The sequence below is a fragment of the Yoonia sp. MH D7 genome, from assembly GCF_054439475.1.
The window spans coordinates 1945115-1969083 of sequence record NZ_JBTJCF010000001.1 but is presented as its reverse complement, the minus strand read 5'-3'; the positions used below and the strand labels follow the sequence as shown (position 1 = coordinate 1969083).

20 protein-coding genes and 1 pseudogene are annotated in these 23969 nt (G+C 54.5%); 11 read left to right on the top strand and 10 right to left on the bottom strand.

The features are described 5' to 3' along the window. Positions 1-48: 48 nt before the first annotated feature. From ACXLHR_RS09570 to ACXLHR_RS09530, 9 genes and pseudogenes are all read right to left on the bottom strand, one after another. Positions 49-267: an FAD/NAD(P)-binding protein gene (locus tag ACXLHR_RS09570; RefSeq protein ID WP_458791223.1), complete on the bottom strand. Its 219-nt coding sequence runs from the start codon at positions 265-267 to the stop codon at positions 49-51. Between the two features lie 27 nt (positions 268-294). After that, positions 295-1524: pseudogene (locus ACXLHR_RS09565) on the bottom strand (IS3 family transposase). A gap of 901 nt (positions 1525-2425) precedes the next feature. Then, positions 2426-3571, bottom strand: coding sequence for an iron-containing alcohol dehydrogenase (locus ACXLHR_RS09560; protein WP_458792519.1), 1146 nt, complete (start codon positions 3569-3571; stop codon positions 2426-2428). A gap of 5 nt (positions 3572-3576) precedes the next feature. Further along, complete coding sequence (locus tag ACXLHR_RS09555; RefSeq protein ID WP_458791222.1) at positions 3577-4950, bottom strand: aldehyde dehydrogenase family protein; 1374 nt, start codon at positions 4948-4950, stop codon at positions 3577-3579. A gap of 3 nt (positions 4951-4953) precedes the next feature. Further along, a complete protein-coding gene (locus ACXLHR_RS09550; RefSeq protein WP_458791221.1) occupies positions 4954-6318 on the bottom strand; it encodes a glutamine synthetase family protein in 1365 nt (454 codons plus the stop codon). A gap of 58 nt (positions 6319-6376) precedes the next feature. Beyond that, positions 6377-7414 carry a TRAP transporter substrate-binding protein gene (locus tag ACXLHR_RS09545; protein WP_458791220.1) on the bottom strand — a complete coding sequence of 346 codons (1038 nt, stop codon included), beginning with the start codon at positions 7412-7414 and terminating at the stop codon, positions 6377-6379. A 48-nt stretch (positions 7415-7462) separates the two neighbouring features. Beyond that, the gene (locus ACXLHR_RS09540; protein ID WP_458791219.1) at positions 7463-8788 is read right to left on the bottom strand and encodes a TRAP transporter large permease; all 1326 of its coding nucleotides are present in this window, start codon (positions 8786-8788) and stop codon (positions 7463-7465) included. Then, a complete protein-coding gene (locus tag ACXLHR_RS09535) occupies positions 8788-9357 on the bottom strand; it encodes a TRAP transporter small permease subunit (protein ID WP_458791218.1) in 570 nt (189 codons plus the stop codon). The genes ACXLHR_RS09540 and ACXLHR_RS09535 overlap by 1 nt, the downstream gene beginning before the upstream one ends. Next, on the bottom strand, positions 9354-10124 hold the full coding sequence (locus ACXLHR_RS09530) for an N-formylglutamate amidohydrolase (protein ID WP_458791217.1): 771 nt from the start codon (positions 10122-10124) through the stop codon (positions 9354-9356). Before ACXLHR_RS09530 ends, ACXLHR_RS09535 begins: the two co-directional genes overlap by 4 nt. A 118-nt stretch (positions 10125-10242) precedes the next feature. Between ACXLHR_RS09530 and ACXLHR_RS09525 the strand changes: the two genes are divergently transcribed. From ACXLHR_RS09525 to ACXLHR_RS09505, 5 genes are all read left to right on the top strand, one after another. After that, positions 10243-11115, top strand: a complete 873-nt coding sequence (locus ACXLHR_RS09525) for a MurR/RpiR family transcriptional regulator (protein WP_458791216.1) — start codon at positions 10243-10245, stop codon at positions 11113-11115. Between the two features lie 191 nt (positions 11116-11306). Further along, on the top strand, positions 11307-12368 hold the full coding sequence (locus ACXLHR_RS09520) for an extracellular solute-binding protein (protein ID WP_458791215.1): 1062 nt from the start codon (positions 11307-11309) through the stop codon (positions 12366-12368). 71 nt (positions 12369-12439) lie between these two features. After that, the gene (locus ACXLHR_RS09515; RefSeq protein WP_458791214.1) at positions 12440-13558 is read left to right on the top strand and encodes an ABC transporter ATP-binding protein; all 1119 of its coding nucleotides are present in this window, start codon (positions 12440-12442) and stop codon (positions 13556-13558) included. Then, positions 13548-14414 carry an ABC transporter permease gene (locus tag ACXLHR_RS09510; RefSeq protein WP_458791213.1) on the top strand — a complete coding sequence of 289 codons (867 nt, stop codon included), beginning with the start codon at positions 13548-13550 and terminating at the stop codon, positions 14412-14414. The genes ACXLHR_RS09515 and ACXLHR_RS09510 overlap by 11 nt, the downstream gene beginning before the upstream one ends. Continuing rightward, a complete protein-coding gene (locus tag ACXLHR_RS09505; RefSeq protein WP_458791212.1) occupies positions 14411-15265 on the top strand; it encodes an ABC transporter permease in 855 nt (284 codons plus the stop codon). Before ACXLHR_RS09510 ends, ACXLHR_RS09505 begins: the two co-directional genes overlap by 4 nt. 4 nt (positions 15266-15269) lie before the next feature. Here ACXLHR_RS09505 and ACXLHR_RS09500 read toward each other — a convergent pair whose 3' ends face one another. Then, a complete protein-coding gene (locus ACXLHR_RS09500; protein WP_458791211.1) occupies positions 15270-15947 on the bottom strand; it encodes an MgtC/SapB family protein in 678 nt (225 codons plus the stop codon). 235 nt (positions 15948-16182) lie between these two features. Here ACXLHR_RS09500 and ACXLHR_RS09495 point away from each other — a divergent pair, with 235 nt between their 5' ends. The 6 genes from ACXLHR_RS09495 to ACXLHR_RS09470 all read left to right on the top strand — a co-directional run bounded on the left by ACXLHR_RS09495 (position 16183) and on the right by ACXLHR_RS09470 (position 23761). After that, positions 16183-16794 carry a 2-dehydro-3-deoxygalactonokinase gene (locus ACXLHR_RS09495; RefSeq protein ID WP_458791210.1) on the top strand — a complete coding sequence of 204 codons (612 nt, stop codon included), beginning with the start codon at positions 16183-16185 and terminating at the stop codon, positions 16792-16794. A gap of 366 nt (positions 16795-17160) precedes the next feature. Continuing rightward, a complete protein-coding gene (locus tag ACXLHR_RS09490; RefSeq protein ID WP_458791209.1) occupies positions 17161-17793 on the top strand; it encodes a tyrosine-type recombinase/integrase in 633 nt (210 codons plus the stop codon). Between the two features lie 114 nt (positions 17794-17907). After that, entirely contained in the window at positions 17908-18942 is a 1035-nt protein-coding gene (locus ACXLHR_RS09485) for an IS110 family RNA-guided transposase (RefSeq protein ID WP_458790674.1), read from the top strand. 804 nt (positions 18943-19746) lie between these two features. After that, positions 19747-20697, top strand: a complete 951-nt coding sequence (locus ACXLHR_RS09480; protein WP_458791208.1) for an ABC transporter substrate-binding protein — start codon at positions 19747-19749, stop codon at positions 20695-20697. A 77-nt stretch (positions 20698-20774) separates the two neighbouring features. Beyond that, on the top strand, positions 20775-21794 hold the full coding sequence (locus ACXLHR_RS09475; protein ID WP_458791207.1) for a quaternary amine ABC transporter ATP-binding protein: 1020 nt from the start codon (positions 20775-20777) through the stop codon (positions 21792-21794). Next, complete coding sequence (locus ACXLHR_RS09470; RefSeq protein WP_458791206.1) at positions 21794-23761, top strand: ABC transporter permease; 1968 nt, start codon at positions 21794-21796, stop codon at positions 23759-23761. Before ACXLHR_RS09475 ends, ACXLHR_RS09470 begins: the two co-directional genes overlap by 1 nt. Positions 23762-23969 lie beyond the last annotated feature (208 nt).

Sequence of the window (23969 nt, the reverse complement as noted above, 5' to 3'; positions counted from 1 at the left end):
GGCATCGCACTAAAGTGCATGTCGGGAGTACTTCGAATTGAACGGGATCTACTGCGGACCACCGCCGTTGCCGCAAAACCTTTGGGTAAGCTGGAATTTTGCACAATACATCTCATCAGCATTCGTTACAGCTCTGTAAGGCATGCCATACCCTGCAACGTCATCAGCCTCAAATACTGTAACCTGAAGCTGAACCTCGCTGGCGATCAGGTGGCGCAGGGAATAGCCTGCCATTGGGCCTGAACCGACAATACCAATTCGCCGCATACCCAACTCTGAATAGCCCCTAGTTTGTTAGACGCCTTGCAGCTTCCGTTGTCGCTGTCTTTCAAAGTCAGCTGGCGACAACATGCCATTTCTGACGTGCTTGCGCTTTGGATTATAGAACATCTCGATGTAATCGAACACGTCGGATCTCGCGTCTTCTCTGGTTTTGTATGTCCTGCGACGGATACGTTCGCGTTTAAGCAGGTTGAAGAAGCTCTCGGCCACGGCACTCGACCATTGTTCTTGAACCAATGGCGAACAAGGTCTCGTTCATGACAATTTCCACGTCGGCTCATGCTGTGTTCCAGATTGTGGTGTTTGGGAAACGATGTCCAATCAATGCGTCTAAACTGTGAACCTTGGTCCGCTGCCCGGCAGGGTATTGCGCAGCAATGTCCCGAGAGGGGGAGTGTACCAGGACTTTGCTCGTTGGTTTGCGTCGCCAGACGGCCATAAGTAACGCCTGCAACACCAAATCCGTTGGCTGCCGGTTCTGCATTGACCAACCCACGACGCGGCGAGAAAACAGATCGATCACAACCGCCAAATACGAGAACCCTTCGTGCGTTTTGATGTAGGTGATATCTGTCACCCAGACGGTGTTGGGGGCCGCGACATCGAATTGACGGTCCAGCGTATTGTCAACGACGACTGATGGCTTGCCACCATATTTACCTGGGCGGCGTTTATATCCGATTTGCGCGTATATCCCAGCCAATCTGGCCAGTCGGGCCACACGGTTTGGACAACAGGTCTCACCCAAATCGCAGAGGTTGTCGTGCAGCTTACGATAACCGTAAATGTTGCCGCTCTCTTCCCAAGCCTCTTTGAGTAGCTTGGTCTGACGAACATCTTCCTGCGCACGATGGCTTAACGGGTTTTTAATCCATGCATAGAAACCGCTTGGATGCAGGCGCAGGCAGCGACACATAGCGCGAACCGAAAAGACCGACCGATGCTCTGCCATAAATGCGTACCTCACTTTGCATCCCTGGCGAAGTACGCGGTGGCCTTTTTTAAGATGTCGCGTTCCTCGGAAACGCGAGCGAGTTCCTTCTTTAAGTGCCTGATCTCTGCCGCTTGCTCCGTGGTCTCGATGATCTGCTTGCGCGGCTTCGAAAACTGGGCCTTCCACGTGTAAAGTGACTTGGTGCTGATCCCTAATCGCTCCTAAACTTCTGCGGCCGAATACCCTCGATCCACAACCTGTGCGACCGCGTCACGCTTGAACTCATCTGTAAATCTAATCCCTGACATTATCGTCTCCTTGCTTCCAAAATTACCAAGCAAGGCGTCTACAAATCTAGGGGCTATTCAGTCCGTCCTTTTGTTGGGCGGACGCTACACAAATCTGGAGGAGTGTTAGGGGCGCAGGTCAGGGGAAATAAGACGCCTGTCGTTGGAGATGCGCGGCATTCACAAAATGCCGCTGCAAAAAGCTCGACCGCTAAGGCTCCAGAAACAAACTGTTCGGGATGGTGGTTGCACCGCCATCCCGTTATCGAGGTGCAAAGTGTATTATTCAAAAGACAAAGAGTTGAACAAGGTGATTGCAAAGGAAGTGAGATCCGGGACGCGTTTCGTCTCTGGGAAGAAACACGCAAAGTTATTCTTGGCAGGTGATGGCTTATTGGTATTCTCACGCACGCCGAGTGATCGACGGGCGTTTAGGAACGTGAAGGCAGACTTGTCTAGGCTCCACCGACAACAGGCCGAGGTGTGAACGTACCTGAACCTAAACCGGTAGCTCAACTTCCGACTTAATACTCCGCACTCTTATACGCCATGTCTCTATTTTGCCATCCCGAATGGCAGCCCTCAGAACGCCGCGGCCAACAGTCCGCCTTCAGATTGACCGCCAGACGTGACGCAAAGGCTGCAAGCCGTTCTGAACAATCTGATCGCGTATGATCATGCTGCCGCGAAGCGGCTGTTTGGCTACCGACAAATTTTCCGACCTTTGCAAACTGCTATGGCGGTATCGGATTTGTCCATGGGTTGGCGGGAAGGTCTGCCAAGACTGGTTCACTAGCGGCGCCCAAACCAGTTAACGCAACAGCCCCATCCCACCTGATACAGCATCCGCATTCCGGCGGCTTTGGCCCGCTCTATGGCCCTTGGAGGTTCGCTCTCTAATGGCCTCTATTTCTCGTCTGGCTCAAATGATCTCCAGCAGCAGTTTTGTTGTATTTTCCTGCGTCATTTTAACCGGGTTTCCGCCTGTGCTCGGGTCCATCAATGCGCCTGCAACGATCCGGTCGATATCGGGGTTTTCGATCCCGAGGCCTGCGAGCGTTTTGGGGATGCCCATTGATGCGTTGAGATCATCGACAAAAGCGCAAAAGCCGCCAAAGCCGCCAGAAATTCCGAGGTAATTCGCCGCCTGTCCCATCAGATCCGTGATTGCGGGGCGGTTGAATTGCAAGACCGCAGGCATGCAGACCGCGTTGGTTGTGCCGTGGTGGGTGTGGTAAATTGCTCCGATCGGATGCGATAGGGCATGGATCGCGCCGAGCCCTTTTTGGAAGGCCGTGGCCCCCATCGCGGCGGCGGACATCATATGCGCGCGCGCCTCGATATCGGTGCCGTCGGCATAGGCGCGGGGCAGGTATTGCTGGACCAAACGCATGCCTTCGAGTGCAATGCCCTGCGACATCGGGTGGTAATGCGGCGAGCAAAATGCCTCGACGCAATGCGCAAAGGCATCAAGGCCGGTGCCAGCGGTGATGAAGTTCGGCATGCCCACGGTCAGTTCAGGGTCGCAAATCACCACTGTTGGCAAGAATTTCGGGTGGAAAATAATCTTTTTCTGCTGGGTCTCGGAGTTGGTGATCACTGAGGCGCGCCCGACTTCTGATCCCGTGCCCGCGGTTGTGGGCACAGCCACAATCGGGGCGATTGCATCCGCGTCGGCCCGCGTCCACCAGTCCCCGATGTCCTCAAAGTCCCACAGCGGTCGGGTTTGGCCCGCCAAGAAGGCCACCAGTTTGCCCAGATCAAGGCCGGAGCCGCCGCCAAAGGCGATTACCCCGTCGTGACCGCCATCGTTATAGGCTTTCACGCCCGCTGCTGCGTTTTTTTCATTCGGGTTCGGGTCGACGTCGGAGAACATTGCGCGGCCCAGACCTGCGGCCTCTAACAAATCCAGTGTTTTGGTCGTGATCGCCATCGTGGCAAGGCCACGGTCGGTGACCAAAAGCGGTTTTTTGATGCCGGCCGTGGCACAGGCGTCAGCGATTTCGGAAATGCGCCCTGCGCCGAAACGAATGGAGGTCGGATAGGACCAATTTGCAGTGTTACTCATCGTCATTAGACCTTTTTCATGTGGTAAGATTTCGGACGTGTCAGGTTGTGGTAGCCGATCACGGAGAGACCGCCGCCGCGCCCGGTGTCTTTGCAGCCCGTCCAGCATAGGCCGGGATCAAGGTAGTCGGCGCGGTTCATGAACACGGTGCCGGTCTCAATTTGATCTGCGATTGCCTCTGCGCGGGCGGTGTTTTGCGTCCAGAGCGAGGCGGTGAGGCCAAAATCGCTATCGTTCATCAGCGCGATTGCCTCGGCGTCGTCTTTCACCGACATAATGCCGACAACAGGCCCAAAACTTTCTTCGCGCATCACACGCATGTCGTGGGTCACGTTGGTTAGGATTTGAGGCATCAGGTAGGCGCCGCCATCTTCGGGGAAATGCGCGGGGTCGATGTGCGCGGTTGCGCCCTCGGCAATGGCCTCGGCGGTTTGCGCGCGGACTTCATCGGCGAAACGGACGTGGGCCATGGGGCCAAGTGTAGTTTCAGGATCAAGCGGGTTGCCGAGTTTGTAGCCGTTCACGATGGCGACTGCTTTGGCGACGAAACTGTCGAACAGGCTTTCGTGCACGTAAATCCGCTCTATGCCGCAGCAACATTGCCCCGCGTTGAACATCGCGCCGTCGATCAATGTATCCACTGCCGCGTCAAGGTTGGCGTCGTCCATGACGTAACCGGGGTCTTTGCCGCCAAGCTCTAGTCCCATGCCTGTGAATGTGCCTGCGGCGGCGGCTTCCATGGCTTTGCCGCCGCCGACCGAGCCTGTGAAGTTCACAAATCCGAAAGCGCGATCCGCAATCAGTGCCGCGGTGGTGACGTGATCGAGAAACACGTTTTGAAACACGTCCCGAGGGATGCCTGCGCCGTGGAAGGCGGCGGCCATACGCTCGCCGACCAACGGGGTTTGCGAGGCGTGTTTCAGCATCACGGCGTTTCCTGCGATCAAGGCAGGGGCCACCGTGTTGATGGCGGTCATAAAAGGGTAATTCCACGGCGCCACGACCAGAACGAGGCCATGCGGCACCCGTTTGATCACGCGGCGGAAGGCGTTGCTGTCCTCGACCACAATCGGGTCGAGCGCGTCTTGGGCTATATCGGCCATGTAGCTGGCGCGTTCGTTAAAGCCGCCAAACTCGCCGCCATAGCGGATCGGGCGGCCCATCTGGTGCGCAAGCTCAAGCACGATTTCGTCGTTCATTGCGCCCACGGCTGCGACGCCGGCTTGCACAAGTGCGATACGCTCGGACAAGGGGCGCGCGGCCCACGCTACTTGCGCTGATTTTGCGCGTGTCGCGGCGGCGTCGGCATCTGATCGCGTGAGCGTTTCGCGTTCTGCGTAAAGTGATCCGTCGATCGGAGAGATACATTGAATAGTCATGCGTTAGGCCCTTTCAAATCCGCGTGCGATTTCCCAATCGGTCACGACGCGGTCAAATTCTTCTTGTTCCCATTCTGCGGCGCGCGCGTAGTGATCAACTACGTCGTCGCCGAATGCCTCGCGTAAAAAGGCTGAGTTCCGCAGGGTTTCGGTGGCGGCGCGCAGCGTTTGCGGGATGGCGGCGGCTTTCGCGTCTTCATAGATATCGCCTGTCGTGGCGGGGGCAACGGCCAGTCCTTCTTCGATCCCTTTGATCCCTGCAGCGAGCATGACGGCCTGCGCTAAATAGGGGTTCAGGTCGGAGCCGCCGATGCGACATTCGACGCGCACGCCTTTGGTGTTTTCGCCGCACAACCGGAAGCCTGCGGTGCGGTTATCGACGGACCAGACGGATTTGGTTGGCGCGAATGTGCCTTTGGCGAACCGTTTGTAGCTGTTCACATAGGGGGCCAGAAAGTAGACGTAATCGGGCGCGTATTTGATCAGGCCCGCCATGTAGTGGCTCATGAGGTCGGACATGCCGTGCGGTTTTGATTTGTCGTAAAATGCAGCTTCGCCATCTTTCCAAAGCGACTGGTGGATGTGGCTGGATGAGCCTGCGCGGTCCTTGTTCCATTTGGGCAGAAAGGTCGCGGCACGTCCGTTTTGCCAAGCGATTTCTTTGATCGCGTGTTTGGCGATGGAGTGGTAATCGGCGCAATCGAGGGCAGGGGAGTAGCGGATGTTCAGCTCTTCCTGACCTGCGTCGGCCTCGCCTTTGGTGTTCTCGATGGGCAGACCTGCCGCATAGAGATGGTTGCGGATCGGCCGCATGATGCTCTCTTCTTTGGTGGTTTGGAAGATGTGGTAATCCTCGTTATACCCGCTGATCGGGGCGAGGTCGCGGAAGCCGCTTTTGCGAATGTCATCAAGGCTTTTCTCGAACAGGAAGAATTCCAGTTCGGTCGCCATTTTGGCCTCTAGTCCCATTTCATCAAGCCGCGCGATTTGTTTTTTCAAAATGGCGCGTGGCGAATGGGGGACGGGCGCGTGTGTGTGGTGGTCGAGCACGTCGCAGAGCACCATTGCGGTGCCTTCCAGCCAAGGGACCGGACGTATCGTTGAGAGATCGGGTGCCATGACGTAATCGCCATAACCACTTTGCCAACTGGTCGCGGCATAGCCACTTGGCGTTGCCATTTCCAGATCGGTGGCCAGCAGATAGTTGCAGCAATGAGTTTCCTGAAACGAGGTTTCAACAAAATTCACCGCATGGAACCGCTTGCCCATAAGCCGTCCTTGCATGTCGACAAAGCACACCAGCACGGTGTCAATTTCGCCGGTGTCGACCATGGTTTTGAGGGTTTCGAAATCGCGTGGTTTTGTCATGGGGGTGCTCCGACAAGTGATGGCCAGCACGACATCTGCGTGCTGGCCTGAGAGAGTGTTAACCAAATGTGTAGGGTGGTCCAGCCTTGCCGATGACATCGTTATAGTCACGGAAGATTTTGACGATTTTGGCATTGATTTCGCTTTCTGCGGCGATCTCGTCCCAGAATACTTTGGCGGCATCTTCGACCACGACCCATTCGTCTTGCGGGATCGAGCGCAGTTGCAATTTGTCGCCCTGTGCGCGCAGGCGTGCCTCGCCGCCCCAATACCATTGGTTGCGGTAGGTCGCACCAGCCTCGATGCCCGCCATAACGACGGCCTTAAGGTGTTCGGGCAGATCGGCCCAAACCTGCTGGTTGACAAAGAACGACCCGATCCATGCACCCGAGATGTTGTTGGTCAGGAAGTAGTCGGTCACGTCGGCCCAGCCGACAGTGTAATCCTCGGTGATGCCCGACCATGCCATACCGTCCAACTCGCCGGTTTGCACGGCGACTTCGGCATCTTCGTAGGGGATCGATACGGGCACAACCCCGAACTGCGTCAGAAAGCGGCCCGCTGTCGGGAAGGTGTAGAGTTTGAGCCCATCCAGATCGGCAAGCGAGGTGATTTCTTTTTTGGTGTTGAAGTTGCACGGATCTTGCCCTGCAGCAGACAGCCACGCCACGCCGACCTTGGCGTATTCTTCGCGCCAGATATCGGCCAATCCGTATTGCGCAAACAGCACGGGCACATCAAGCGAATGCTTGGTGGCAAGCGGGAAGTAGCCGCCAAATTGTTGCAACGGTGTCGGCGATGCCATCGAGTCGTCGTCGGAATGCACGCCGTCGATTGTGCCGCGCTGGAGCGCTTGGAACAGCTCGCCTGTGGGCACGATCTGGTCGGCGTAAAACAGCTCGATCTCAAGCTCGCCGTTTGCTGCGGCGTTGATGTAATCGATCACTGGCTTGGTCACATGTTCGCCAAGCGCGGCCCCTGCATAGGTTTGAAACCGCCATTTGATAGCTGTTTGCGCGCGTGCCACCGAAGGGGCGGCAAGGGCTGCGGTGCCGCCAATGGCGGCGGTGCGTAGGAATGAACGTCTCGTGGTCATGATCGTCTCCTTGGTTGAATTTTTACTTTGTTCACGAAGTCTCTTGGATTATTTTGCGTAAACATAATTTGGCAGCCAGAGCGCCAATTGTGGAAAGATCATCACCAGTGCCAGTGCGCCGACCATGACCAGCACAAACGGCGCGATGGAACGGTAGATATCCTGAATGGTGATCTCGGGCGGTGCCATGGCCCGCATCAAAAAGAGGTTATAGCCAAAGGGCGGCGTCATATAGGCGATCTGGCATGTGATCGTATAAAGGATACCATACCACACCAGATCAAAGCCAAGTGCGCCAACCAGAGGGACGTAGAGCGGTGCGACGATGACCAACATGGCCGTATCATCCAGAAACGTGCCCATCAGGATAAATGACAGTTGCATCAGGATCAGGATGACCCAAGGCGACAGGCCCAAGCGTTCGGTAAAGAGGTTCTCGATGGCTTTAACCGCGCCCAACCCATCAAACACCGCACCAAAAGCAAGGGCGGCGAGGATGATCCACATGAACATGCAGGTGATCGCCAATGTGTTGCGCACCGAGTTCTCGAAGACTTCGCGTGTCATACGCCCCTTGAGCACGGCGGCCATAAAGGCGGCCATTGCCCCGATTGCCGAGCTTTCCACCAGCGAGGTCCAGCCGTTGACAAAGGGCACCATCATCACCGCGAAAATGCCAAGCGGCAGCAGACCTGCGGTGAGCAGGCGCAGTTTTTCGGCGCGTGGCATGGCGCGGTCTTCGGCGGGCAGGATCGGGCCAAGCGACGGGTTTTTCCAGCAGCGCACTGCAATATAGATAATGAACATTGCGGCCATCATCAGGCCGGGGACCACGCCCGCGAGCCAAAGCTGCCCCACCGGTTGGCGTGCAATCATCGCATAAAGCACCAGCACGACCGAGGGTGGCACGAGGATGCCAAGGCTTGATCCCGCTTGGATCACACCCGTTACCATGCGTTTGTCATAGCCGCGTTTGAGCAGTTCGGGCAGGGCGATGGTGGCCCCAATGGCCATGCCTGCTACGCTTAATCCGTTCATCGCGGAAATCAGCACCATCAGCCCGATCGTCCCGATTGCAAGCCCGCCTTGCAGTCCGCCCATCCAGACGTGGAACATCTTATAAAGGTCATCGGCGATTTTGCTTTCTGACAGCACATAGCCCATGAAAATGAACATCGGCAGGGTCAGAAGCGGATACCATTTCATTAGCTTCATCGCGGCGGCAAAGCCGAGATCAAACCCGCCTTTATCGCCCCAAAGCAACAAGGCAGCGACCACGGCAACAAAGCCGATGGCCCCAAAGACCCGCTGCCCTGTGAGCAGCATCAGCATCATGGTCGAAAACATCAGCGTGGCGATTAATTCATACGACATTAGAGAGTTTCACCTTTGAGCCGCAGCACATCTTTGAGTAATTCGGAAATACATTGCAGTAGCATGAGGAATATTCCGACGATCATCACGGTTTTGACCGGCCACATGTAAGGGCGCCACGCACTCGACGAGCGCTCGACGTGGCCAATTTCTTCGGTGCCGATCAGCAGGCCGCCAAAGAACGAAAACGGCTCTGTGCCCCAGTAGCCCAAGGAATAGGCGGTGGAGCTGATCGCGCCGTAGATCAGCACGCAGAGGTAGAAAATGAGGAACAGCACGGTGAACAGATCAACCCACGCTTTTTTGCGCGGCGACCATTCGCCGTAGAGCAAATCCATCCGCACGTTCGAGCCAAGCTGGATCGAATAAGGCCCGCCAAGCACATAATAGGCGACCATCGCGAACTGCGCCATTTCAAGTGTCCAGAGCGAGGGCAGAAAGAAAGCCTTGTTGATTGAGGACCAGAGCAAAATCGCAATGATCGCAAAGATGCCATACATCATCACACGTCCGATGCGGTAATTTAAGGCATCAACGGTGCGGATATACCGGTGCATGAAGCCTGTCATGGCGCGTCCTTTGCGGGGCCCAGTTTTGCGAGGCTTTCCGCGAGCCAGTTTGCCACGGTATTTGCCATGGCGTCTTGTTGTTCAGACGTCTGGATAAGGTCGTTGCGGATTTCGATCATCACGTTGAGAAGTCCCGCCGCGATGGCGTGTTCTTTTAAGGTGTGGGTCACGCCGTGCTCTGGTCCGTAGGGCGCGTTGCGCTGCACGTTGGCATCGGTGAAGGTGGGGGCAAGGTGCAGCATAGCGTCGGCCAATCGCGTATCTGTGTCGTGCAAAATGCCGATTTCAACGGCGCGTGGCGAGCCGTGATACAGCGGCGTAAAGCTATGGATGGTGGCGATCACGCGGGCAGGGGTGGCGGCGATTGTGTCCGACAGGCAGGTGCGGAACGGATCGTAGTAGCGGGTCACGCGGGCGTGGCGTTGCGCGGGCGTCAACCCTTCGTTGCCAGGGATTTTGATGGCCTCGCTTTGCGTGGGCATTGCATCTGGGGCGTGGGGCGGGCGGTTGCAGTCATACACCAAGCGCGAGACGGCGGCAGCGATAAGCGTTGCGTCAAGGCGGGTCGACAGGCCGCGCGCGACGGCCAGTGCGCCGGGGTCCCACGCGGCGTGGCTGTGCAGTGCACCGTCTGCCAGTCCAAGGTCGTGAAATGTGGCGGGAATAAAATGGCTTGCATGCTCGCACACGATGACAATGCGCGATTGGCCGTCCGCATTCTCGACGGTCACAATCTGGTCGGGTGAGGTGTGGTGAGCGTGATTCATGTGAAGCTCCTTGTCGTTCAAGTTGGTTGCCAGATGTGATGTTTGTCAACAAATTTTTAGAAAAATATTTCACAGGACCGAATCTCTTGTTATAAAAGTAAACAAACCGGAGGGCTGAATGACTGTTGAGCGGCAAACAATATCTGATCGTATCCAACAAAAGCTGGATGATCTGACGCGCGCCGAGCGGCAATTGGCGTTGTCGATTCTTGAGAATTACCCTGCATCTGGCCTTGGTCCGCTGTCAGCGCTGGCCAAAGATGCCAATGTTTCGGTGCCAACAGTTGCCCGCATGGTGCAAAAACTTGGCTACAAGGGCTATCCCGATTTTCAGTCTGAATTGCGCGAGGAGTTGCGCGCCAAGGCCCAAAGCCCGATTGCCAAATACGATAACTGGGCCGAAACGGTGCCGTCAGAGCATTTGCTAAACAGGTTTACCGAGGCGGTTATCGACAATATCCGTCTGACCCTTGGACAAATTGACCCTGTGGCGTTTGACAAGGCTTGCGCGCTGGTGGCCGATCAATCGCACCATTTATTTATTGTCGGCGGTCGTATTACTCACACGCTGGCGGAATATTTCTTTTTGCACATGCAGGTAATTCGACCGAATTTGACCCATGTGCAATCAACGTCGAATACATGGCCGCATTATTTGTTGAACGCGAAAAAAGGCGATGTCTTTGTCATTTTTGATGTGCGCCGGTATGAAAATAATACGCTTAAACTGGCAGAGATGGCGCATGCACGCGGCGCGAAAATCATTTTGTTCACTGATCAGTGGCGCTCTCCGGTGCACCGGCTGGCCCATATCAGCCTGAGTTGCCGCATCATTGTGCCCTCTGCATGGGACTCTGCAGCGACGCCGATGCTGTTGTTGGAGACGATGATTTCTTCGGTTCAAAGCCTGAGATGGGGCGAGACAAAAGCGCGGATGGAAGCGTTGGAGGAAATGTTTGACCAAACAAAGCTGTTTCGAAAATTTACCTGAGAACGGCGTGGGGTTGCCCTGTGTCAAAATGAAACTGATTGCGCCACAAGGAGATAGATGTACTAATAATCGACGGCACCCGTAGAGTGATCGCTGTTATTTAAGTGTCATACACGCCGCCTATAGGCTGGACTAGCCAGTGGGGAGAGACGGGAAATTCACCTTTTGGCTGACAAACATTGGAGAGCATCATGAAAACGAAACTAATTCTAACAACGACTGTGGCAATGGCATTGTCGACGGTTGCGGCACATGCAGAAACGCTACGGCTTTTGACATGGGGCGGCTATGCGCCCGACGATGTTGTAGCGCTATTTGAAGAGCAGACCGGCCACACCGTTGAAGTGACCAAGTCAAATAATGAGGAGATGATCGCGAAACTGCGCGCCACCAATGGCGGCGGGTTTGACCTTGCGCAACCAAGCCAAGACCGGATCGCGGGTCCGCAAGCCGAATTTGGTATCTACAAACCGCTGGATATGGCGCTGATCGATACCAGCCTTTTCATTCCGTCTATGTTGGAGGCGACCAAAGGCAACACGACGGTTGATGGCGAGGTTTACGCCGTTCCCCATATCTGGGGCACCAGTGGTCTGGTTGTGAATACTGCGACCGCTGGCGACGTTCTGGACTATACCGACCTATGCAATGCGTCTGTTGCGGGCAAGGTGTCGTACCGCCTCAAACGTCCGACTTTAATCGGGTTTGCCTTTGCGATGGGGTTAGATCCTTTTGCGGCTTACAGTGATGAAGCGGCATACAAAGACATACTTGATCAGGTCGAGGCCAAGCTCGTCGCATGCAAACCCAATGTGAAAACCTATTGGGATGGTGGTGATGAGTTAAAGAACTTGATCCGCTCCGGTGAAGTTGTGGCGGCGATGGCGTGGGATACCGGCGGCTGGCAGCTGAACGATGATAACGCCGACATTACGTTCGTGGCACCTGCGTCGGGTGCGCTTGGTTGGATCGATACCTTTGCAATGCCCGCACGAGGTCGCGCAGACGAGGCCGCTTATGCGTGGATCAACTTTGTCATGCAGCCCGATATTGCGGCGATGATCACGACGTCTGCGGGTAACTTTACCGCGTCGCTCGGTGGCGATGCTGGCGTCGATGATGCGCTGAAAGCGAAGTATCAGGCCAGCTTCTCGCAAGAGGCGATTGACAATATCAAGTGGTATCCGTCCGTGCCTGCGGGTCTGGAAGTTCTTGAAGGTGCCGCATTGGACCGGATCGCTGCGGCGAATTAATACTCATTTAGAGTAACAAAGGGGGGCGCGATAATCGCGCTTTCCACTTTTTATTTGAAGGCGCGAAACGAATGACTGAAACTCCCGACCTCGAATGCCGCGCTATCTCGAAAAGTTTCGACGATTTTGTTGCAGTAAACAACGTTTCATTCAGCGTCCCGCAGGGTACATTTTTTTCGATCTTAGGGCCGTCTGGCTGTGGCAAAACCACATTACTGCGGATGATTGCCGGCTTTCAAAAGCCGTCTAGCGGTGATTTATTGATCAAAGGGAATTCTGTGCTTGAGGTGCCGCCAAACAAGCGGCCTGTGTCAATGGTGTTTCAACACCTCGCATTGTTTCCAATGATGAACATCGGCGCGAACGTTGGTTTCGGATTGCGCCAGCGCGGCGTGAACCAGACCGATATCAAGAAGCAGGTTGAGGAGGTGCTGGTGCGCGTCGGCCTTGGTGGTGTGGCGGATCGCCCTGTCAGTTCGTTGTCGGGCGGGCAAAAACAACGGGTGGCGATCGCGCGCTGCATGGTTTTGGAACCTGATGTGTTGCTGTTGGATGAGCCGTTGGGTGCGCTGGATCTCAAGTTGCGCGAACACATGAAGATCGAATTGAAACAGCTTCAATCAGAGTTCAACACTACCTTCGTTTACATCACCCACGACCAGTCGGAGGCGCTGGTGATGAGTGACCAGATAGCCGTCATGAACAAGGGTGAGTTCGAGCAGATCGGCACGGCGAAAGAGTTATATTACGCGCCCTCGACCGCATTTGTTGCCGGGTTTGTCGGTGAGGCGAACCGGTTCGCCGCCACTCTGCAAAGCCGCGCAGATGGTGTGTTGCAGATGGTGACGGCGCAGGGACAGATGTTGCGCGGTATGGACGCGGGCAGCGGGATTTCGGTTGGTGACAAGGTTGAGGTCTTTGTGCGGCCCGAAGCCGTACGCGTCGCTTTGAAGCAAGTGGATATCGCCAGCTTTGGCAATGTCGGGCAGGGCGTTGTCGAGAATGTGTTATTCAATGGGGCCAACAGCCAGCTTATTTTGCGCGATCAACAGGCGGGTGGTGAAATGAATGTGACGCTGCCGCAGACTGGCGAATTTCGCGATTTGGCACGTGGCGATGTGGTTAACTTTGGCTGGGAACATCAGCAGACGCGGGTTTATCCTGCGACGGGCGGGCAAAATGGTCACTGATCGCGCCAAGCTGACATTCTGGTTATTGATGGCACCGCTATTGATTTGGCTGGTAACACTGATCGTCTTGCCGCACCTCGGTATGTTCTGGGTATCGCTGCAAGAAAAGACAGGCATTCGGGAATACCAAACCAGCTTTGCCAACTATGCAGTTTTTTTCAACGAGCCGCTGTATTGGAATACATTCGCCCGCACCGCGTATATGTCGATTGCGTCAACGGTGCTGACCCTGCTTATTGGATTTCCCATCGCGTATTATATCGCCAAACTGACGCGCGGCCGCACGAAAACCACGCTGTTCATGATGTGTCTCATCCCGTTCTGGGTCAGCGAATTGGTCCGCACATTTGGCTGGATGATCCTGCTACGCGAAACCGGTGTGTTCTCGAATGTGTTGCAGTATCTTGGGCTCATCGATGGCCCTGTTGAAATGCTGTATAACGATGCGGCGATCATGACAGGGCTGGTTTATACCTCGATGCTGTTCATGGTTGTGCCATTGGTCACAACACTCGATAGCCTTGACGACAGTTTGATTGAAGCGGGGTATGATCTTGGGGCTAGTGGCTTTGCTATTCTGCGCGAGATTGTTATCCCCCATGCGATGCCCGGCATCGTATCGGGCTGCATTGTTGTGTTCATGCTAAGCCTAGGTAATTATCTGACGCCGATCCTGTTGGGCGGCAAGGATAGCTTATGGTTCACCGGCCTGATCTATAGCCAGTTTATTACGCGGTTTAATTGGGAGTTGGGGTCTGCCTTTGGGTTCTTGCTGCTTGGGCTGTCGTCGCTAATCGTCTTTGTGGGGCTAAAGCTATCACGACAGTCGCTGGGTAAAACGATGGCGCAACCATGATTACCGGTATCCCGCAAAGCGGCAGATTCAAATGGATCTATCGGGCCTACGTTACGCTATTCTTCATTTTTCTGGCACTGCCTTTGGCGACTGTCTGTGTGTTTGCCTTTAACGACAGCGTGTTTCCGTCGTTGCCGTGGGAGGGGTTCACATGGGCGTGGTTTTTTGGCACTGACGCGCCCTACATCGGAGTTTTTCATGAGCGGCCCATCTTGCGCTCGCTTGTTACCTCGGGCGTTGTGGCGTTCTGGGTCTCGTTGCTCGCGGTTTTGGTCGGCACCTGTAACGCATTTTTATTCGTGCGCTACGAGTTTCGCGGCAAGAGGTTTCTATATATCTTGATGCTGCTGCCGCTGATTATTCCGGGCATCATCCTTGGCATCTCCATCCTCGTTTTCTCATCCTCGGTTGCCAACTATCTTGAAGATGCGACGGGCTTGTGGTTTGACGGATTGCGCCCCGGCCTGATCCTTGTTGTCTTGGGGCAGTTTTCGTTTATCACCACCTTTGCAACGCTGGTTATTTCTGCGCGCTTGCAGAAATTTGATCCCAGTCTTGAAGAGGCCGCGTTGAACTTGGGCGCCACGCATTGGGGGGCTATCCGCGCTGTCACCTTGCCCTTTTTGTTTCCCGCCATGGCTGCGGCAGGCGTGGTTGCGGTGTTGATGAGTTTCGAGAATTTTAACACCACATTGATGCTGGTGGGATCAGATGCGCCGTTGACGATCACAATGTTCGACAGGCTCAAACTCGGCTCGACCCCTGTGTTGAATGCCGTGTCGTTGTTGTTGATCGTGATTTCGGCGCTGCTTGGGCTTGCATCCTTGCTGCTACAAAAACGGCAGGATTGACGTTTTACCGCTTAAAGCTGATTTCGCGATCTTCGTTCACGCACCAGCCCGCTCTGATCAGGCGCGGCGCGAGCGAGATTTGCGCAATGGCCTGTTCAACTTTGAGGGAAGCGTTATCCGTGCCGCTGACCTGTGCCACAATCTCTACGGTTTTTTTGTCCGAGCGGCTGGCGATCTGAAAAAGCTCTAACCCCTGTTCTGTCAGACTGTTGATTAGCGTGGCGCGCATTGCAATTTCGTCGTCGTGCAAGCACACAAGCGACAGATCAAAGAGATGTTCAGTGTCGCCGTTTTCTGCGGCGGCGATTTTCAGTTTTCTGACGAACGGCCGCAAGCCGACGTTTGAAAAAACGATCAGCGCGGTTAAGGCCCCTGCAAACAGGATGTGACCAGAACCCGAGATCAATCCGACAGCCGCCGAACACCACAGGGTCGCCGCCGTGTTGATGCCTTGGATGTTAAACCCATCGCGAAAAATGATGCCCGCGCCGAGAAAGCCGATGCCTGACACAACCTGTGCTGCGACCCGCGTAGGATTGATGTCATCGGGAAAAAGTGCCGCGAAGGTGACAAAGCCCGCAGCCCCAAGTGACACAAGTGCGTTTGTGCGCAATCCTGCCATACGGCCACGATACTGCCGCTCTGATCCGACAATGGCGCCCAGTATCAATGCGACCGACATGTTGATTGTTGCAAATAACAACAGAAAATTGATGTCAGAAAAAAATGAACCACGGGTTAGTTTTCCTTGATGTGCCTTGGAGAAGCTTAACATCATGCCCGTGCGAGGCACCACCCAAAACGCCGATTGAGATACGTTCACAACATCTGCAGTGGTGGATCGGAGTTACGGCTGTAGTTAGGATTGGACATACGCTATGGCAGGGGGCAAGCAGCTTTGAGCGCATACGCGCAGTATGGCTCAACCATACAAAATCGAGCCTGATCTTGCTCAACGCGACAACGCCCACCCGGATGTGATGCGCGGAGAAGAGACACAGCTTTTGGGGCTTGCCCACCAAGCCATTGAAGGTCTTGTCTGCATGCCCGGAACACATTGCAAATGGGCCACATTGCGGGGCGGCGCGCTGACGGGCTTTGCCAGCTACATTACCGGCGAATTGTTTGACCTGCTGTCACAACACAGCATCTTGCAGTACTCCATGCCCGAAACCCGCAGCATCGCGCCCGATGATCCCGATTTTCTGACCGCCGCCGATCAAACGATGGCCGATCCAAGTTTCCTGATCGAAGCGCTATTCCCGCTACGTGCGGGCGATCTTCTCAACTATCGCAAACAAAAGGCAACGCAAGCGCGGCTTTCCGGTCTTTTGATCGGAGCAGAGGTAGGTCGCCAGATCGCGAACGATAATGTTAAAAGCGTCACCCTTGTCGGGCAGGAAGGTTTAGGCGCGCTTTACGCCGCCGCGCTCACCCGTGCTGGAGTCTCGTTACAATGTGTTGATGCGGAAAATGCCTCACGGCAAGGGCTTCTAGCCGCCGCTACTGAAATCTGGAGATTCAAATGACAAGCAATGTGCAATGGCCGAAACAGAAACGCGGACTGTCTCCTATCTGACCTTGATGTCGGAGGGTTTTCAAAATCGTGGAACTTGCGCGTTTGCAGCGAAATGTCGCTTTGTCCGCGACTTGACTTTTGTCCGTCCTTTCTTCGCTGCAAGTTGCACGAACCGCTGGTTTTCAATCTACGTTGCGATACCAAATTCTTAGCAGTTGCAGCAAATTTTGTGCTGCGCGCGCATGCACCGAAGATTGGACACTTCTGCTATGGGCTCCAAGCAGACCTCGGATGCAGCGCGGCATCCTGTGATACGTTGCATACGTCAACGTCTGGTTGTCGTTGTGGGAGGGAATGACGGATCGGAGGATCAGTCATGGAAACACCAAACTTACCTGCCATTCGCGCGCTTCGCCCCGCTTGGAATAAGGGCCGCATCGTCGGACAGAAACGCCCATTAAAGCCAAAGCATGTCTGGGCGATCAGGGTCCGACTTGAGCTCGCCGAGAACCATCGTGATCTTGCACTCTTCAACATGGCGATTGATAGCAAGCTGCGCGGCTGTGACCTTTGTCGCATGCAAGTTGTAGATGTGATGGCATCAGGCCAGATCAAGGAGCGTGCATCTGTGCTGCAAAGCAAGACACAAAAGCCCGTGCGGTTTGAGATTTCGGAAGGCACCCGAGCATCGGTCGCAAAATGGATGGAAGATCCGCTGATGGTCGGGTCGCAATATCTTTGGCCTGGCCGCTTCCACGAACGTCTACACATCTCAACCCGCCAATACGCGCGGATCGTTCGGGATTGGGTCACCTCAATTGGCTTGGAAGCAACCGCCTATGGCACGCATTCCATGCGCCGGACCAAGGTGACCCAGATATACAAAAAGACGGGCAACCTGCGCGCTGTCCAGCAATTATTGGGCCACACAAAAATGGATAGCACTGTCCGGTATCTAGGTGTCGAACTTGAAGATGCACTGGCAATCTCTGAAGCGATTGAAATTTAGAAATTTGGGCCGCTGTTGCAGGCGGCCCAAAGCATGCGTAATTGGGCTACCCTCTGTTCTGAGGTCGAGCTCCCGATAAGATCACAGGATGACTGTGAACAAGGGAGAAAGAAGATGGAATATTTTGCCGGAATAGACGTATCGCTTCGATCCTGTGCGCTTTGCATTGTTGATGGCAGAGGAAAAGTGCTTCTTGAACGAGAGCTGCCCTGCGAGATCAGCGATATCACTAAGTACCTTGCTGAGTTCGCACATCCGATTGAACGGGTGGGCTTTGAAGCGGGCACGATGAGCCAGCACCTGTACTTCGGTTTGACAGCAGAAGGCTTCGATGTGGTTTGCATGGAGGCGCGACAGGTCAATGCGGCGCTATCAGCAATGCGGAATAAAACTGACAAGAATGATGCTCGCGGGATAGCTCAAGTGCTACGCACGGGCTGGTTCAGCCCGGTACATATGAAGAGCCGAGAGGCCCATGGCGTCCGTGCCTTGCTTAGCACGCGCAAGGCATTGCTAAAGAAGACAATGGATCTAGCCAATGAAGTGCGCGGTTTATTAAAGATATTTGGCATTCGTCTGCCCAAGACTGTGCAGCACGGCAGTTTCGATGGTGTTGTCCGACCGATGATCGAGATGGATGACGTTCTGGCCCATGCCTTGGTGCCACTATTAGATGCACGTGTTGTGTTGTATCAGCACTTTCTGGAACTGGATCGGCGTGTCAAACGCGCCGCCAGCCAGGATGAGGTTTGTATGCGAATGATGACCGTTCCGGGTGTTGGACCGATTGCATCATTGACCTTCAAAGCCGCTGTGGACGATCCTACGCGCTTCAAACGGTCACGAACTGTAGGCGCGCATTTTGGGCTAACACCGCGACGATATCAGTCAGGTGAGCACGACAATCCTGGTCGTATATCGAAAGCGGGGGACAGAGACGTTCGCGCAACTTTGTATGCAGCTGCAAACGCTTTGCTGATGCGGACGATGGCCGGATCGCAGATCAAATCTTGGGGTATGCGGCTAATGCGCACCAAGGGTCGTCGTCGCGCCGTTGTAGCTGTCGCACGTAAACTCGCCGTCTTGCTCCACCGGATGTGGATAGATGGCACAGAATTCCGTCAGGACCAAGTGGGGGGCAAGGCATGACCTAAAGCCCAAACACCAATCCTAACGGGGTCGTCCCTCACCGGACGAGGTTCGTGGAAGAAGCCGAAAATGTCTGCTGCGCAACGTGAAGCGCGTCCCAAAGCAAGGCTCTCCACGTCCGATCCGACATATGCGTGCAGCGGTGCCATCACGGCATCAACCAGACTGCGAAGAGAAGCGTGACCCGGATGAGTGACAAAGACCCGGAAGAAAGAAAGAAGGAAAATGAGCTTGACCCAAACGCCCAATTAGAGAAGCGGTCGTTTAGCTCTCCATCCAAATGCTGCGTTGCGGCGAACGGCCCTTAGCTGCCGTTCGTGGCCGACGCAGCGAATGACCACTGTCAGCGGTGAGCCCAGATCAAGCGATCCGTTAGCCGACCGGTCACACACGGGGCGGGTCGAAACCTGACCCTCATTGCACCGTATTATTCTAGCACTTTACGCCACAGCTTTGATGAGGCATACGATACGCTCAGCCGGTTGCATCAATTTATCAGCTTTAGTGATGAATAGCAGAGATTTATTGAGCGCGAATACGCCTCAGGATCCTAAATATGTAAGCTCGTGTTTGTGCGATCAAAAATGATTGCGAAAGCACATTAGCGACTGAAATCGATTGCTGGCACATAAAATGATGCTTTTGGCATCGTTTTGTTGCGCCTTTTACCGCTCTTTCTCACGAAAGGGAGGCGAAGTCGCGTGCGTTTGTATTAAGCGCCTGGCTGAAGAAAAACTAATCCAGTGACCCAGACTGGGAAACTAGAATTGCTCTGAAAGCAGGGCAGATAGATAGGACATGACAATGAAAACGATGACTACAGCGTTAACCGCAGGTGTTTTGGCACTTGCGCCGTTAGCCGCATTTGCGGACTCTCACGCCGACAGCAGCGATCCGATCGTCATTCCAATTCACAACTGGTCCAGCCAAATTGTAATGTCCAACGTTGTTGGTCAAATTCTTGAAACTCAGGGCGCAAATGTTGAGTACGTCACAACAGACAGCCAAGCGGTGTATGAATCCGTGCGCCTGGGTGATGTCACCATGGAGCTTGAGGTTTGGGAAGGTGCGTTCGGCGCGTCCTTCCGTACGGCAGTGGAAAAAGGCGGCATCGTTGATGCGGGCGACCATAATGCTGTGACACGCGAGGACTGGTGGTACCCGATGTGGACCAAAGACGCATGCCCGGGCCTGCCATCATGGGAAGCGTTGAACGAATGCGCAGCCCAGTTCGCGACCCCCGAAACCGGCGACAAAGGTCGCTACCTTGATGGTCCGGTTGACTGGCTCAAGCACGGTCAGGAACGCGTTGAATCACTTGATATGGACTTTGTTGTTGTAAACGCTGGCTCCGCTGCTGCGTTGTGGGCAGAAATTGGCGCTGCTGAAGCCGACAAAAAGCCAATCGTTGTGTTCAACTGGACACCCAACTTTGCCGAAGCCGTTTGGCCCGGTGAATTTGTTGAGTTTCCAGCTTGGGAAGATGGCTGCGACACGGATCCATCCGTGGGTCCAAACCCCGACGCGCTGTTTGATTGCGGTAACCCAGCAACGGGTTACCTGAAAAAAGCAGCTTGGGAAGGCATGGAAGACAAGTGGCCAGCAGCCTTTGCAACACTGCAAGCCGTTTCTTTCACCAACCCACAAATCGCTGAAATGGCGAAACTCGTCGATATTGATGAGCTGGAACCAGAAGAGGCCGCCGAAGTATGGCTGGAAGCAAACCCTGACGTTTGGGAATCTTGGGTTAAATAGACCCCTTTATTTTTCGCATGAATTTTTCCTCGTCCGGTCAGGTGCCGGGCGGGGTTGTTGTATATCTGAGGAATAACATGTCGTCTGAACGCCCCGTCATATCGTGCAAAAATATTTGGAAAATCTTTGGGGACGACCCCGAAGGATACCTTGCGAAAATGCCGCCAGATATGAGCTTCGATGACATGCGTGAAGATGGATACATCGCGGGCGTCAAAGGCGTATCGCTTGATGTTCACAAAGGCGAGATGCTGGTGATTATGGGTCTTTCCGGCTCTGGAAAATCCACGCTGGTGCGCTGTTTTTCTCGCTTGCATGAAATTACAAGCGGCACGATTGAGGTTGCTGGGCAGGACATAATGTCCCTGTCCGAAAAAGACCTAATTGAATTGCGCCGCTCGAAAATGGGGATGGTGTTTCAATCTTTTGGATTGCTGCCGCACCGTTCAGTGCTCGACAATGTGGCCTTTCCGCTGGAAATGCGTGGGCAAGACAAACATACCCGCCGTGAACGCGCGCTAGAGGTGATTAAGCTGGTTGGCTTAGAGGGCCGCGAGGATTTCTTCCCGCGTGAGCTATCTGGCGGGCAGCAGCAACGCGTAGGCATCGCCCGGTCCTTGGCGATTGAGCCAGATATCTGGTTTTTGGACGAGCCGTTTTCGGCGCTTGATCCCCTGATCCGCAAAGAAATGCAGGACGAATTTCTACGCCTGCAACAGTTGCTCAATAAAACCATCGTGTTTATCACCCATGATTTCGACGAGGCTCTGCGCCTTGCCGACCGTATTGCCATCATGAAGGATGGCGCGATTGAACAATGCGACACCCCCGATAAGATCGTTTTAAAGCCCGCCACTGAATACGTGCGCAAATTCACCGAAGACGTCGATAAGGCCCGTGTGGTGCGTGCTGGCGGCTTGGCCGAGGCCGATCAAACGGGCACCGGCGATCCTGTGGATGCGTCCCAAAGCGTGCGTAAAATGGCCCGCATGCTGGTCGATGATGACCGTGATTTCATTCCCGTTACCCGTGCGGGCACCCCGATTGGTGCGCTGTCACGTGCCGAAGCACTGGATATCTTACTGGGAGATCAGTGATGGTAGCCCTGTCCAAAAAGACCACCAAGCCAATTAGTTGCAACCAAGCTGCGATATTGCTTCTTGCCGTTGCTGTAATCCTGACGACTTTGCAGTATGTCGCCGTTTTACCCGCATGGCTGCACCGTATTCCCGATGCGATGGTCCCGCCATTCGCGGCATGGCTCGATGTGGTGTTCAACTTTGTTAAAGACGATCTTGGGCTGCTCAAGCTGACACGCTTCCTGACCGAAGGCTTAGAGAATGTGCTCGACACCACGGGTAATATTTTCTTTGGCAAGCGCCGCTGGCCTCACTTAGGCCCGATGCCTTGGACCGCGGTTGCGGGTGTTGCCGCAGTCATTGGTTATTCCCTCGGTGGCTGGCGTTTAGCGTTGTTAGGCGGCGGTACATTCGTGTGGACAGCTTTGATTGGCCAGTGGAAAATCGCGATGGAGACCATGTCGGTTTTGGTCGTGGCTGCCCCTTTGGCCTTCGCCGTGGGCCTGTCAGTCGGCATTGCTGCCTGGAAATATGAGTGGGTCAACAAGGCGATAAGGCCGGTCTTGTCTGTCCTGCAAACGTTGCCGTTTTTCACGTACCTCCTGCCGGCCGTGATCTTCTTTAAGGTCGGACCAACAGCGGGCGCTATGGCCACAATCGTTTATGCTATTCCACCAATGATCCTGATGACGACACTGGGACTGCAAAAGGTCCCTCTCGGCGTCGTCGAGGCTGGCAAAATGGCTGGCTGCAGCAAGTTCCAAATGCTGCGCCACGTCTATATCCCGTCAGCGCGGGGCGATATTCTGGTCGGCGTCAATCAAGTCATTATGCTGTGTCTGGCGATGGTTGTGTTGACCGCCTTCATCGGGATGCCCGGCCTTGGTGCAAAACTTCTTGCGATGATGGGGAGCTTCAAGCTCGGACGCTCGTTTGAAATTGGCATCACAATCGTATTGCTTGCTGTAACGCTGGATCGGATGTCCAAAGCTTGGGCCATTAAGCAGCCTGTGCATTTCGAAAAAGGGACGTCATGGATTTACCGTCATAAAACGCTTGTTTCGGCTTTGTGCGTGTTTGTCGGCTTTACTTTGCTTGCTAAGGTTCTGCCCATTGCCGGTACCATCGGGCGAGGCGAAGATTTCAGCCAAGGCAAAGAGCTGGATAGCTTGATCAAAGGGTTCCTTGCTGTCGATGGTGTGCAAAGCGTCACCTATAGTATTCGCTATGTCTTGAATGTGTGGGTTCTGAACCCGTTCCGCGACTTCATGCTGTCGATCCCCACACCGGCAATGATCTTGATTGTCGTGTCATTCGCGATCTGGTTGGGCGGCCCCCGTCAGGGCATGATTGCCGCCGTCTTCTTTAGTCTGGTGGCCCTCTCAGGCTGGTGGGACCGATCCATCATCACTTTGTATTCGGTATTGGCAGCCGTTTCGATTGCGATGTTTATCGGTATCCCGCTTGGGATCTGGGCATCGCAATCTGATAAGTGGTCACGCCGGGTTTTGATTGCGTGCGACACAGCGCAAACTTTTCCAAGCTTCATTTACCTAATTCCCGCGATCATGTTGTTCGGGATTACGGCGACTGCAGTAGTCGGATCTATCCTGATTTTCGCGATGGTTCCGTTGACCCGCTATACCATCGAGGGCCTGCGCACTGTTCCCCCCGAAATGACCGAAGCAGCCGACATGTCAGGCGCAACCCGCATGCAGAAGCTGGTGAATGTCCAATTGCCTTTGGCGCTGCCAACAATGGCTATCGGGTTCAACCAAGCGATCATGTTTGCTTTCTTTATGGTGATCATAGCGGCATTTATTGGCACTCAGGATTTGGGCCAGGAATTGCAGCGGACCTTGGCAGGAACTGACTTAGGCAAGAACTTTGTTCTTGGTATTTGCGTGTCGCTTATGGCTCTTACATTTGATGTGGTTATCATGAAGTGGGCAACGGACAAGAAACACGCCCTCGGCATCCCTTAGATGCTTTAGCACATTAACAATTTGTCGGAATGAAGCCTGTGCCCCCTCCGTATTGGGGCACGGCAGACCCGACTAACTATCGTTAAAATTCTACGATGCGGCACGCATGGAAAACACTGTGAATTTCAGTTTCAAGCCGTCCCTGTCGTCAACTGCGTGATGGACGCCAGGACGTTGCAAAGATAGCCATCTGCGCATAGCAGACCTC